Annotated in this window: 14 protein-coding genes; 13 read left to right on the top strand and 1 reads right to left on the bottom strand. The window is 69.0% G+C overall.

Annotation, left to right across the window (positions count from 1 at the left end; translation table 11 throughout):
- The first annotated feature begins 27 nt into the window (after positions 1-27).
- From ACLJRM_RS42325 to ACLJRM_RS42375, 11 genes are all read left to right on the top strand, one after another.
- Entirely contained in the window at positions 28-804 is a 777-nt protein-coding gene (locus ACLJRM_RS42325; RefSeq protein ID WP_101610222.1) for a hypothetical protein, read from the top strand.
- A gap of 176 nt (positions 805-980) precedes the next feature.
- A complete protein-coding gene (locus ACLJRM_RS42330; RefSeq protein ID WP_410666258.1) occupies positions 981-2,003 on the top strand; it encodes a hypothetical protein in 1,023 nt (340 codons plus the stop codon).
- A 154-nt stretch (positions 2,004-2,157) separates the two neighbouring features.
- Complete coding sequence (locus ACLJRM_RS42335; RefSeq protein WP_101610220.1) at positions 2,158-3,855, top strand: sodium:solute symporter family protein; 1,698 nt, start codon at positions 2,158-2,160, stop codon at positions 3,853-3,855.
- Positions 3,856-3,865: 10 nt separating this feature from the next.
- On the top strand, positions 3,866-4,132 hold the full coding sequence (locus tag ACLJRM_RS42340; protein WP_101610219.1) for a hypothetical protein: 267 nt from the start codon (positions 3,866-3,868) through the stop codon (positions 4,130-4,132).
- 47 nt (positions 4,133-4,179) lie between these two features.
- Positions 4,180-5,181, top strand: a complete 1,002-nt coding sequence (locus ACLJRM_RS42345) for a DUF3558 domain-containing protein (RefSeq protein ID WP_410666259.1) — start codon at positions 4,180-4,182, stop codon at positions 5,179-5,181.
- A 68-nt stretch (positions 5,182-5,249) separates the two neighbouring features.
- Positions 5,250-6,251: a dihydroxyacetone kinase subunit DhaK gene (dhaK, locus tag ACLJRM_RS42350; RefSeq protein ID WP_410666260.1), complete on the top strand. Its 1,002-nt coding sequence runs from the start codon at positions 5,250-5,252 to the stop codon at positions 6,249-6,251.
- On the top strand, positions 6,251-6,883 hold the full coding sequence (gene dhaL, locus ACLJRM_RS42355) for a dihydroxyacetone kinase subunit DhaL (protein WP_410666261.1): 633 nt from the start codon (positions 6,251-6,253) through the stop codon (positions 6,881-6,883). Before dhaK ends, dhaL begins: the two co-directional genes overlap by 1 nt.
- Entirely contained in the window at positions 6,880-7,554 is a 675-nt protein-coding gene (gene dhaM / locus ACLJRM_RS42360; protein ID WP_410666262.1) for a dihydroxyacetone kinase phosphoryl donor subunit DhaM, read from the top strand. Before dhaL ends, dhaM begins: the two co-directional genes overlap by 4 nt.
- A 97-nt stretch (positions 7,555-7,651) precedes the next feature.
- Positions 7,652-9,427, top strand: coding sequence for a 3-hydroxyacyl-CoA dehydrogenase family protein (locus tag ACLJRM_RS42365; protein WP_410666263.1), 1,776 nt, complete (start codon positions 7,652-7,654; stop codon positions 9,425-9,427).
- Positions 9,428-9,594: 167 nt separating this feature from the next.
- Entirely contained in the window at positions 9,595-9,960 is a 366-nt protein-coding gene (locus ACLJRM_RS42370; RefSeq protein ID WP_101610213.1) for a hypothetical protein, read from the top strand.
- A gap of 10 nt (positions 9,961-9,970) precedes the next feature.
- Complete coding sequence (locus tag ACLJRM_RS42375) at positions 9,971-10,804, top strand: hypothetical protein (RefSeq protein WP_101610212.1); 834 nt, start codon at positions 9,971-9,973, stop codon at positions 10,802-10,804.
- On the opposite strand, the gene ACLJRM_RS42380 is transcribed toward ACLJRM_RS42375, so the two are convergent.
- Positions 10,801-11,274: an Lrp/AsnC family transcriptional regulator gene (locus ACLJRM_RS42380; protein WP_101610211.1), complete on the bottom strand. Its 474-nt coding sequence runs from the start codon at positions 11,272-11,274 to the stop codon at positions 10,801-10,803. The two genes, ACLJRM_RS42375 and ACLJRM_RS42380, sit on opposite strands and share 4 nt — an antisense overlap.
- A gap of 58 nt (positions 11,275-11,332) precedes the next feature.
- Between ACLJRM_RS42380 and ACLJRM_RS42385 the strand changes: the two genes are divergently transcribed.
- Positions 11,333-12,451, top strand: coding sequence for a trans-sulfuration enzyme family protein (locus ACLJRM_RS42385; protein WP_101610210.1), 1,119 nt, complete (start codon positions 11,333-11,335; stop codon positions 12,449-12,451).
- A 61-nt stretch (positions 12,452-12,512) separates the two neighbouring features.
- Positions 12,513-12,896, top strand: a complete 384-nt coding sequence (locus tag ACLJRM_RS42390) for a DUF6401 family natural product biosynthesis protein (protein ID WP_101610209.1) — start codon at positions 12,513-12,515, stop codon at positions 12,894-12,896.
- Positions 12,897-12,918 lie beyond the last annotated feature (22 nt).

A 12,918-nucleotide genomic window follows, 5' to 3' on the forward strand; every position in this document is an offset into this window, starting at 1 on the left:
CGGTGGGATGAGGGATAGGAGGATCCCATGCGTTATCGCCCGATCGGCAGTGATCCGGCGGACGGCCGCCTCGGCCGGTTCGTCCCGGACGACTGGCGCCACGTCGAGCGCTATCCGCTGACCGCGCTGGCCACCCAGGACCGGCCCACCCGGTCCCCGGTCGTCATCGGCGTCAACTGGTACGCGGAATTCGACGTCCCGGAGAAGGACCCGAAGTCCGGCGAGTTCTTCGTCGCGAAGGGCGGCGCGAAGTCGCTCACCCGGATCCGCGGCGGTCACTGCGTCTGCCTCGAACCCGGCGAATCGACGGACGGCGACACCCAGTACGCCTTCTACGACCAGGGCAAGGAAGGCGCCTGCGTCGGGTTCGGCTGGTCGCGCTGCATGACGTTGTTCAACGGCGACCTCTACGCCGCGCGGTGGCTGTGGGACCAGTCGAAGCTGCGCGACGAATGGGACGAGACCAACCCCGGCGACAACAACGGCACGTCCGTCCGCGCGGCGGCCGAGGTGCTGCTGGAACTGGGCCACGTCTCGTGGTCGGAGAGTTACGCCAGCGACGACCACGTCAAGCGGGCCGCCTACACACCCGACGTCAAGAACGGCATCCAGGCCTATCGCTGGGCGAAGACCGTCGACGAGGTGCACGAGGTCCTCGGCAACCCGCGTGCCGACGAACTCGGCGCCGTGCCGTTCCTCAACTCGTGGGGACCGAACTACCCGCACCGCACTTACCTGCCTGACGACGTCCTCGCCAGGTTGATCAAGGAGGACGGCGAAGTAGGCCTGCCCACGGACCGGTAAACCCCCACCGGTCGCGAGAAGGGCCGTTCCGGCGGAGACGCCGGGGCGGCCCTTTTCCGGTTCCCGGCCTGTGTCCTCATCGGACTCGACGGGAAGTTGCTCCCTTTGGCGGACAACCGGATGCCGCGCTCCGGCGTGATGATCCATGTAGGTCGGGGGACCACGAGGGAGAAACCATGAAACTCAAGTCCTGGGTACGGTTCGCGGTGCCGGTCGTCGCCGCGCTTTCGGTCGCGGTACTGGCGCAGCCCGCGCAGGCGGCGAACCGCATGGCGTGGCGCCCGACGGTCCTGCCGTTGCCGCCCGGCGGCAGCAGCGGGTTCCTGACCGGCTCCGACGGCAAGGGGGAGTACACGGGCACGTTCACGATCAACGGCAGGCAGTCGGTGGTCAGCTGGCGGAACGGGCAGCCGGTGCTGCGCGGCGTGCCGAGCGGCTACGAGGCGGCGCTGGCCGAGGACGAGAACCCGGCGGGCGTCATCGTCGGCACGGCGCACGACTACGACTCGATGATCAGCCGGGCGTACACGCTGGACGCGAACGGGTTCCACGTCAAGGACGTCCCCGCGGGCTACGACTACGTGTACGGCGTCGCCATCAACACACGCGGCGACGTGCTCGGCCGGGCCATGAAGTTCAACGGTGGCACCGGGAGCGACGCCGCGGTCCTGTGGCGGGCGGAGGGCGGCGCGCCGGTGCTCGTCCCGAGCACGCCGGACATGTACTACGTGCGCGACCTCGACGAGGACGGCACGCTCCTGTTCGACTCGGACCGCAGCTCGGCACTGTGGAAGGACGGCGTCGTCCGGCACCTGTCACCGAGCCCGTCCGTCCAGGGCTGGGGCCTCGCGATCCGCAACGGGGTCGTGGTCGGGACGCGGAACTACGGCGGTGTCGATCAGGCGGTGCGCTGGGCGTCCCCGGACGCGCCGGCGGTCGGGCTGGCGGGCGGCGCGATGGCGTTGAGCGTCAACCAGGTCGGCTTGACGGCCGGGCTGGTGCCGAACCCGTCGGGGCCGTCGATCGTCGGCAACGCGATCGCGTGGCGCACGACGACCCCGGGCGAGGTCCGCGCGCCGAGTGGCTACTCGACGTTCGAAGCCTCGGTCGCGGCCGACGACGGCTCGCTCGCCGGGTACGCGACGAACGACTCGAGGGGTTCCGGCGGTGTGCCGGTGGTCTGGCGATTGGCGCCGTGATCCCTGCTCCGGATCTGCCTTGAACACCAGGCCGGGAGCGATGCGCTCCCGGCCTGGCCACCCACGCTGCCGTTCCTGAATCCATGCAGTATGGTCCGCGATTGACGCGCTACCGGCGTTTCTCGTGGACATTTTCACTCTGGAGGTGGGTCGGTTGCACGTGCTGGCCGATGCGAACCTGCGGCTCGACGCGAGTCCTATCGACTACGTCCTGCTCGCCTTCTACTTCGCGCTGGTGCTCGGCATCGGGTACATGGCGCGAAGGTCGGTCTCGAGCAGCCTGGACTTCTTCCTCTCCGGCCGTTCGCTGCCCGCGTGGGTCACCGGCCTCGCCTTCATCTCGGCGAACCTCGGCGCCGTCGAGATCATGGGTATGTCGGCCAACGGCGTGCTCTACGGCCTGCCGACCTTCCACTACTTCTGGATCGGCGCGATCCCGGCGATGCTGTTCCTCGGCATCGTGATGATGCCGTTCTATTACGGCTCGAAGGTCCGCAGTGTCCCGGAGTTCATGCTCCGCCGGTTCGGCAAACCCGCCCACCTCGTCAACGGCATCAGCTTCGCGAGTGCGCAGATCCTCATCGCCGGCGCGAACCTGTTCCTGCTCGCCAGTGTCGTGAACCTCCTGCTCGGCTGGCCGTTGTGGGTGTCGATCATCGTCGCGGCCGCGGTCGTGCTCTCCTACACCGCGCTCGGCGGTCTCTCCGCCGCGATCTACAACGAGGTCCTGCAGTTCTTCGTGATCGTCGCGGCGCTGCTGCCGCTGACCATCGTCGGCCTGGTGAAGGTCGGCGGCTGGCAGGGACTGGTCGACAAGGTGACCGCCGGCCCCGGCGGCGAGGCACAGCTGTCCTCCTGGCCGGGTGACAACCTCACCGGCTTCGGCAACAGCTTCCTCTCCATCCTCGGCCTCGTCTTCGGCCTCGGTTTCGTGCTGTCGTTCGGTTACTGGACCACGAACTTCGTCGAAGTCCAGCGCGCCATGGCCTCCAAGAGCATGTCGGCCGCGCGGCGGACGCCGATCATCGGCGCGTTCCCGAAGATGTTCATCCCGTTCATCGTGATCATCCCCGGCATGATCGCCGCGGTCACCGTGTCCGAGTACGTCCAGGACAAGCAGATCCTGCTCGACGGCGGCGAAGCGCCCAGCGGGGTCACCGCGAACAACGCGATCCTGCTGCTGATGCGCGACCTGCTGCCCAACGGCATGCTCGGCGTCGCGATCGCCGGTCTCCTCGCGTCCTTCATGGCCGGTATGGCGGCGAACCTGAGTTCGTTCAACACCGTCTTCACCTACGACATCTGGCAGTCGTACGTGAAGAAGAACGAGTCCGACGGCTACTACCTCCGTCTCGGCCGCCTGGTCACCGCGGCGGGCACGGTGCTGGCGATCGGCACCGCGTTCATCGCGTCGAACTCCGGGAACATCCTGACCTACCTGCAGGACCTGTTCTCCTTCTTCAACGCGCCGCTGTTCGCCACCTTCATCCTCGGCATGTTCTGGAAGCGGATGACGCCGACGGCGGGCTGGGTCGGCCTTGTCGCCGGTACCGCGTCAGCGATCACCGTGTGGCTGCTTTCGCAGGCCGGGGTCCTCGGGCTCACCGGGCAGGGCGTCAGCTTCGTGGCCGCCGGTACGGCGTTCGCCGTCGACATCGTGGTCAGCGTCGCGGTTTCGCTCGCCACCGCGCCGAAGCCGGAAGCCCAGCTGGTCGGCCTCGTCTACTCCCTCACCCCGAAGGAGTCGCTGAAGCACGACGAAACCGGTGACGACGCGGGCTGGTACCGCAAGCCGGGCCTGCTCGCGGGCATCGTGCTGATCCTGACCATCGTGCTCAACATCATCTTCTAGGAGGCCGGAGATGGCTGCGTCCCAAGCTCCCAAGAAGGCCGGCGTCTTCGACATCCGGCTGATCATCGCCCTGCTCATCGGCGGCTACGGGCTGGTGCTCACGATCATGGGCATCGGCTTCACCACCGAAGCGGAGCTGGCCAAGGCCGCCGGTGTCCGGATCAACCTGTGGGCGGGCATCGGCATGCTGGTGTTCGCGGCGTTGTTCGTGCTGTGGGCGAAGCTGCGGCCCATCGTGGTCCCGCCCACGTCCGAAACCGGCGAGGGCGGCGAATAGCCGGGTTGTCCGGACAGCGCCGCGGCGGTCCGGCTACCGTGCACTTCGTGCTGCTCAACGCTCGACGTCGCCGGATCGCGTCCGCGCTGGCCCTGGTGGCCGCGCTCGGTGCGCTTTCCGCCTGCGGACAGAACCTCGGCAAGTCCAACTTCGCCCGTACCACCGTCGCCGCGGAAGCGGGCAGTGGCGGAGACGTGCCGAGCGGGAACATCAACGACCCGGCCGTCACCCCGGCGATCATGCGCACGATCGACCCGTGCCCACTGGTGGGCAAAGAGGCGCTGAGCGACCTCGGCGCCCCGGAAGACCCGGTGCCGTCGACCAGCTCGTTCGGCGGCTGCCGGGCGAAGGTCGTCGACGCCGGCGGTAAGCAGTTCTCCGTCAGTGTCGACATCGGCGCGTCGACCTATCTGTCCGAAACCGGTGGCGCCGTGGTCACGGCGGTGGACGGCCTGCCGCAGGTCGAGCGGAAGAGCAAGGACGGCAAGAGCTGCGACGTCGGCGTCATGACGTTGCGCAAACCCGAGCGCGGAGTGAGCTTCTCGGTCAATTACGACGGCGGCGATCCCTGCGCGGCGGCCCGCTCGGTGGCGGCGAAGGGCGTGAAGAGCCTGCACTCGTCCCCGGCGAAGTACCCCACCAGCGCGGGCACGCTGACCGCGGTCGACCCGTGCACCGTCGCGGACACCGCCGTCCTCGGCGAGGTGGCGCCGCACGGCGCGACCTCCCCGACGACCTTCCACGCCTGTGACTGGACGCCGGGTTCCAACCCGCGGATCACCATCGGCTTCCGTCCCGGCCGTCCGCCGCAGGAACGCGACGGGACCAAGAAGGTCGAGGTCGATGGCATCACCGTCTTCCAGAAGGCGGGCACCGGCAGCAGCGCCGAGTGCAAGATGGAGTGGCAGCACAAGCCGTGGACGGGCGAGTACGTCGAGCTCGTCGCCGTGTCGTACCAGAACTACGACGAGAAGAAGGACGAAACCGCGTCCTGCGAGAAGACGGCCAAGATCGCCAAATCGGTGATCTCGAAGCTGCCGAAGCCCTGACGCTGGCGGCATCCGGCCGGGCGAGGTAGGAAGGGGACATCCCACCCGCCGACGTGTCGGAGACCGCCATGAAGAAGATCATCAACGACCCGAAGACGGTGGTCGCGGAATCCCTGCGCGGGCTCGCCCTGGCGCACGCGGACGTCCTGCGCGTCGAAGACGACCCGGCGATCGTGGTGCGCGTGGACGCGCCACTGGCGGGCAAGGTCGCGGTGATCTCCGGCGGCGGTTCCGGGCACGAACCACTGCACGGCGGCTTCGTCGGACAGGGCATGCTGGCGGCCGCCGTCCCGGGCGCGGTGTTCACCTCGCCGACGCCGGACGCCGTCGAGGCCGCGGTCAAGGCCACCACGGGTGACGCGGGCGCCCTGCTGATCGTGAAGAACTACACCGGCGACGTGCTCAACTTCGAGACCGCCGCGGAGCTTGCCGCCGCCGAGGGGCTGGACGTGCGCAGCGTGGTCATCGACGACGACGTCGCGGTCAAGGACTCCACGTACACCGCCGGCCGTCGAGGTGTCGGCGGCACGGTCCTGCTGGAGAAGCTCACCGGCGCCGCCGCCGAACGCGGTGACTCGCTCGACGCGGTGGAGGCCTTGGCGCGCAAGGTGATCGGCCAGGTCCGCTCGATCGGTGTCGCGCTCACCGCGCCGACCGTGCCGCACGCGGGCGAGCCGAGTTTCGCACTCGCCGACGACGAGATCGAGTTCGGCATCGGGATCCACGGCGAGCCCGGCATCGAAAAGACACCGGCCGTGTCCGCCGACGAACTCGTCGCGCGCATGGTCGAAGCGGTGGTCTCGGACCTGCCCTTCGCCGACGGCGACAAGGTCCTGCTGTTCACGAACTCGATGGGTGGCACCCCGCTGGTGGAGCTGTACCTCGCCCACGGGATCGCCGAGCGGCTGCTGGCCGAGCGTGGGATCGTGGTCGAGCGGCGCCTGGTGGGGCCGTATATCACCAGCCTCGAGATGCAGGGGATGAGCCTGACGTTGCTGAAACTGGACGACGAGCTGACCGAGTTGTGGGACGCGCCGGTGAACACCCCGGCCCTGAGGTGGGGAGTCTGATGGCCTGCACCGCCGAGACGCTCGCCGCCGCCTTGCGGGCGGCGGCAACGGTGATCGCCGAGCATCGCGCCGAGCTGATCGACCTCGACCGCGCGATCGGCGACGCCGACCACGGCGAGAACCTGGACAGAGGGTTCACCGCGATCGTGTCCGCTTTGGACGCGATGGCCCCCGAGACTCCCGAGACCCCCGCCGCGGTCGCGAAACTCGCCGCCACGACGCTGATCTCGAAGGTCGGCGGTGCGGCGGGACCGTTGTACGGCACGGCTTTCCTGCGCGCGTCGGTCAAACTGGGTGACGCCACCGAAGTGGACGGCCCGCTGCTCGTGGAAGCCCTGCGCGCGGCACTCGAAGGAGTGCAGGCACGCGGGAAGGCCGTCGGGGGAGACGCGACCATGGTCGACGCGCTGATCCCCGCCGTTTCCGCCGCCGAGGAGGCTTCCGGCGAGGACATCGCCGCAATCCTGACCGCGGCCGCGAACGCCGCAGACAAGGGCGCCGAGTCCACTGTGGACCTCGTACCGCGCAAGGGCCGGGCGTCGTACCTCGGCGAACGTGCGAAGGGGCATCTCGATCCCGGAGCCCGCTCGACGGCGCTGCTGCTGCGCGCGTTCGCGGAGGCCGCCAAGTGAGCGTCGGAATCGTGCTCGTCTCCCACAGCGCCAAACTCGCCGAGGGGCTCGCGGAACTCGCCGCCCAGATGGCGCCGGACGTCACCATCGTGGCGGCGGGCGGCCTGGCTCAAGGCGGCATCGGAACGGACTACGACGAGGTCGTCGCCGCGACGCAGCGCGCCGATTCGGGGTCGGGCGTCGTCCTGCTGTACGACCTGGGCAGCGCGCAGATGACCGCGGACCTCGCCGTCGAATCGCTCGCCGACCCGTCGGCCGCGGTCGTGGTGGACGCGCCGCTCGTCGAAGGCGCGATCGCCGCCGCCGTCGCGGCGCAGGGCGGGGCGGATCGCCAGGCCGTCGCCGGTGCCGCGGCCGCGGCGGGAGCTCCAGCGGATCTGACGTTCGACAGCGGCGCGCAAGACGGCGAGAGCAGTGTCGAACTCACGCTGCGGAACGACGTCGGCCTGCACGCGCGGCCCGCCGCGGTCCTGGTCCGGAGCATCGCGGGGCTGGACGCCCAGGTCACCGTCCGGCTCGGCGAGGAGACCGCGGACGCCAACAGCGTCCTCGCGTTGATGGCGCTCGGCGCACGCCAGGGCGACAGGATCGAGGTCCGCGCGAAGGGCGCGCAGGCCGAAGAAGCGCTCACCAAGGTCAAGGACCTCGTCGACCAGAACTTCGGGGAGTGACACTTACTCGATCCGGAGGGTGACAGCCGGTGCTTTCCGCGCCCCGGCATGGCACGATCGGAGAAAACTACCAGCGAGTAACCTCCGGAGGCCGGTTGTGGCGCGGGAAATCTCGAGTGTGGGAGTCATCGGTCTCGGCACCATGGGTGCCGGGATCGCCGAGGTGCTCGCGCGGAGCGGAGTGTCGGTCGTCGCGGTGGAGATCGACGACGACGGCGTGCACCGGGGCCGGGGTCATCTGGAGCATTCGACCGAACGGGCGGTGTCCGGCGGGAAACTCGACGCCGGCGGCCGGGACGCCCTGCTGGGCCGGATCCGGTACACCACGTCGCTGACCGAACTGTCCGATGTGGACCTGGTGATCGAGGCGATCCCGGAGAACCTCGAAGCGAAATCCGACGTGTTCGCGGAGCTGGACAAGATCACCGGCGCGGACACGATCTTCGTGTCCAACACCTCCTCGCTGTCGATCACCGAGATCGGGGTGCAGACCGCGCGGCCGGGCAAGGTCGTCGGGATGCACTTCTTCAACCCGGCGCCGATCCTCAAACTGGTCGAGATCGTCCGCACGGTCGTCACCGAGCCGGAGGTGATCACCGACGTCGTCGCGTTCGCGGAACGTCTCGGCAAGACGCCGGTGGTGATCGGCGACCGCGCCGGGTTCATCGCGAACGCGCTGTTGTTCGGGTATCTCAACCACGCCGTGCGCATGTACGAGCAGCGCTACGCCACGCGCGAGGATCTCGACGCGGCGATGCGGTTCGGCTGCGGATATCCCATGGGGCCCTTGGCTTTGCTCGACCTCATCGGGCTGGACACCGCGTACGAGATCCTCGACACGATGTACCACCAGTCGCGCAACCGGCTCCACGCGCCGGCGCCGCTGCTGAAACAGATGATCACCGCGGGCCTGCTCGGCCGGAAGACGGGACAGGGCTTCTACGCCTACGACGAGCCCGATTCGCCGACGGTGACCGACTCGGTCAAGGCGTCCACAGTGGACACCGTGGCGCCGCGAGAGGTGCGCAAGGTCGGAGTCGTCGGGACCGGGACCATGGCGACCGGCATCGTCGAAGTGTTCGCGAAACGCGGCTACGAGGTCATCCTGCGCGCGCGGAGCGCGGAGAAGGCCGCCGCGTCGGTCGCGCGGGTGAAGAAGTCGCTGGACAAGTCCGTCGTCAAGGGCAGGCTGTCCGAAGAGGACGCCGCCGCCGCACTCGGCCGGATCTCACCCGCGGTGGAGTTCGACGAACTGGCCGACGTCGACCTCGTCATCGAGGCGGTGGCCGAGGACCTGGCCGTCAAACAGGCCGTTTTCGCCGCGCTCGACGACGTCGTGAAGCCGGGCGCGGTCCTGGCGACGACCACGTCCTCGCTGCCGGTCATCGAATGCGCGGCCGCCACGTCGCGGCCGTCGGACGTCGTCGGCGTGCACTTCTTCAACCCGGCGCCGGTGATGAAACTGGTCGAGGTCGTCTCGACGATCGCCACCGCCCCCGACGTGATCGCGACCGCGGACGCCGTCTGCGCGGCGGTGGGCAAGCATCCGGTGCACTGCGGCGACCGGGCCGGGTTCATCGTCAACGCGCTGCTGTTCCCCTACCTCAACGACGCGGTGAAGATGCTCGAGGCGCACTACGCGGAGGCCGACGACATCGACACCGCGATGAAGGTGGGCTGCGGGCTGCCGATGGGCCCGTTCGAACTGCTCGACGTCGTCGGGCTGGACGTTTCGCTGGCGATCCAGCGGACCCTGTTCAACGAGTTCCGCGAAGAGGGCTTCGCGCCCGCACCGCTGCTGGAGCACCTCGTGACCGCCGGGCGGCTCGGCCGGAAGACGGGGAAGGGCTTCAAGGACTACTCGGCCAGGTAACACTCGTGAGTTCTTCAGGACACGGGACCCCGTCGCGCAAGCGGGCACACCCGGGTTTCAGCCTCGCGGGAAAGGTCCCCAATGTGGCATTGGAGACGCTCAGCGTCTCCAATGCCACATTGGGGACATCGGCCACGAGCGGTGACCGGGCTGGGTAGCCTGGCCGTATGCCGGTTTCCTCGGGGGTCAGGAAGCGGATCAAGGAATTACTCGATCCGGACGACGAGATCCAGTACGTGTTCCCAGCCGACATCTTCGGCAGCACCAATCCCAGCGTGTTCTTCGCGGTCACCCGCAAGACGATCACGATCCTGACGACCGGCCGCCTGAGCAGGAAGTCGCCGAAACGCGTCATCTCGGTGACGCTGCGAAACCATCGGATCGGCCCCGTGGAGACGGGCGGCAACCCGTGGTTCAAGTTCAACGGCATCGTCTACGAGATCGACGACGAGTACATCGCGGCCGTCCACGCCGCCGACGCGGAGATCTCGCGGAATGCGGCAAAACCTGAAGATCCGCTGCCGGACCTCTAAGCTCCCCTGGGTGCGTCAGCTGACATACGGCGGGGTGCCGATCCCCGGCCTGAACGACCTGGTCCGGACGGCCATCCGGCTGCACCCCGCGCCGGGCGAGCCTCGCCATGACGAAAGCCACTTCGGCGGCCCGCTGCTCTGGCCGTCGGACGAGCCGTGGCCCGAGTGCCCGGTGACCTGGCCTCCCGACCCGGACGCGTCCGACGACGCCTGGGCGGGCGGGCATCCGCTCGACGGTCCGGTCCCGGTGATGGTCAGCGCGGCGCAGTTCTTCCGCGACGACTTCCCGGAGCTGCCCTTCCCGGAGGGCACCGACGTCCTCCAGATCCTGTTCTGCCCGATGCAGCACAACAGCCCGCATCATCAAGGGCCCGCGGTCCGGCTGGTGTGGCGCGATTCCGGGGAGGTCGAGGACATCGCGGACCCTCCGCCCGCGCCCGAGGAGGCCGACGTCGATCTCCTGCCGGCGCCCTGCGTCTTCGAACCGTGCTCTATCGATGAACTGCCCCGGCTCTGCGACTTCCCGCCGGAGACCCGCGCCGCGCTCGGCATCCCCGAGGACGCGCATGACGACCCTGAGGGCTGGCCGGAACTGGATCAGTATTCGAAGATCGGCGGCTGGACCCCCTGGTACACGACTGATCGCCACGAGCTGGGCTGCCGGGAGTGCGGCGCCGAGCTGCGGCAGACGATCGCGCTGGCCACGGAGGAGGACGAGGTCGGCTGTGGGTGCGACGTCGCCGAAGCACAGCCGGCGGGCTGGTCGTTCGCCCGGCAGGACGTACTGCACATCTTCACCTGCCCCACCGACGTCACCCACCCGTTCAAGGTCCGGATCGACTAGGCGGGCGGGAGCAAAGGTCCCCCGCTCCAGTGCTGGAAGACCAGGTTCGTGTGCACCCTGGCGACCTCGTCGCGGGCGGTCAGCTCGTCGAGCACCAGCCGTTGCAGCTCGGTCGCCGAAGCGGTGGCGACGTGCGCGAGGAAGTCGTCCGGTCCGGTGAGGTGGTAGACCGCGCGGACCTCGGGCAGGGACAGCAGATGCTCGACGAACGCGTCCACCAGCGTCCGCCGGTGCGGCCGGACCTGGACGAACAGGAGCGCTTCGAGCGGGCGGCCGAGTTTGGCGGCGTCCACCTCCGCGCGCTGGCCGATGATCACCCCGAGCTCGCGCAGCCGGTTGACGCGGTCGAGGCAGGTCGACGGCGCGATGCCGACCTCGGCGGCCAGATCCTTGTTCGAGATCCGGGCGTCGTTCTGCAGCAGCCGCAGAATCCGCAGGTCGACCGTGCTCAATTCGACAGAATCCGACATCTGCGAATGATATCCGAGGATATTGCGTTCGATCCGGAGAAAATCGCACCATCTCGGTATGACCGCAACGCTGCGCACCCGGGCCGTCCACGCCGGCCGTGACGATCTCACGGACCTCGGCGTCCACGCCGCACCGCTCGACCTGTCCACGACCTATCCGTCGCGGGACAGCGTCGAAGAAGCGGCCCGCATCGACGAGTTCGCCACCACGGGCTCGCTGTCCGGGCTCCCGGTCTACGGGCGGCTGAGCAATCCGACCGTCGAGCGGTTCGAGAAGGCGCTGGCCGAACTCGAAGGATTCGACGACGCCGTCGCGTTCGCCACCGGCATGGCCGCGGTGTCGGCCTCGCTGCTGGCCGCGGTCGCGCAGGGCAAGCGGCACATCGTCGCCGTCCGGCCGGTCTACGGCTGCACCGACCACATGCTCACGTCCGGTCTGCTCGGCACCGAGGTGACCTGGGCCGATCCGGAGGGCGTCGCCTCGGCGCTGCGCCCCGACACCGGACTGGTGCTGCTCGAAACGCCGGCGAACCCGACCCTGCGCGAGGTCGACATCGCCGAGATCGTGCGCGCGGCGGGTGAAGTCCCGGTGCTGGTCGACAACACCTTCGCGACTCCCGTGCTCCAGCGGCCCGGACGCCACGGGGCCCGCTTCGTCCTGCACAGCGCGACCAAGTTCCTCGGTGGCCACGGCGACGTCATGGGCGGCGTGGTCGCGTGCAACACCGAGGACGCCGGGATGTTGCGGCAGATCCGGTTCGCCACCGGCGGCGTGCTGCACCCGCTGGCCGGCTACATGCTGCTTCGCGGCCTTTCGACCCTTCCACTGCGCGTCAACGCCGCGTCCGCGACGGCCGCCGAGCTCGTCGAGCGGCTTCGCGGTCACGCGAACGTGAGCGCCGTGCACTATCCGGGCATCGGCGGTCCGCTGATCGCTTTCGAGGTCGACGGCGATCCGCACGCGCTCATCGGCGCGGTCCGGTTGATCACCCCGGCCGTCAGCCTCGGCAGCGTGGACTCGCTCATCCAGCATCCCGCGTCGATCAGCCACCGGATCGTCGCCGAGGACGACCGGCGCGGGGCGGGTGTCACCGACCGGCTCATCCGCATGTCGGTGGGGCTGGAGGACGTCGAGGATCTCTGGCATGACCTGGATCAGGCACTCAAAGCGTGCTGAATCACTGCGATCGTGATCACCGGGATGTCGACAAATCGTCCGACCTGGCTAACCTGGTCGGGTGAAAGATCTGGTCTCGTCCTGGGTGGAATCTTCGGCTCGTAGCACGCTTTCGCGGCTTCACGAGCAGATCGGCGTCGCCGGGCTAGCCGCGGCGGCGGCTCTTCCCGGGCTGTCGGCGGTCTTCGATCAGCACTCCGCCGCGGTACGGGACATCCTCGCGGCGGGGGTCGAAGGTTCGGCGGCCGTCGCCGGGGTGGTGCTGCTCGCCGGCTACACGCGAGGACTGCTGGACGAAGCCAAGGCCAAGGGCTGGACGTTCCGCGCCCCGGCCGATCTGACCGCCTGGAGTACCAGCGACTGGACGACCGCTCGCCTGGTCGGCGTGTGTTCGCTGGCCGCCACGATCGACGACAGCCGGGTAGGGCCGACCGGGAACGGATAGGGCGGCCGGACGCCCTACCCGT

This window comes from Amycolatopsis sp. lyj-84 (genome assembly GCF_046549075.1).
In the GTDB taxonomy this organism is placed as follows: domain Bacteria; phylum Actinomycetota; class Actinomycetes; order Mycobacteriales; family Pseudonocardiaceae; genus Amycolatopsis.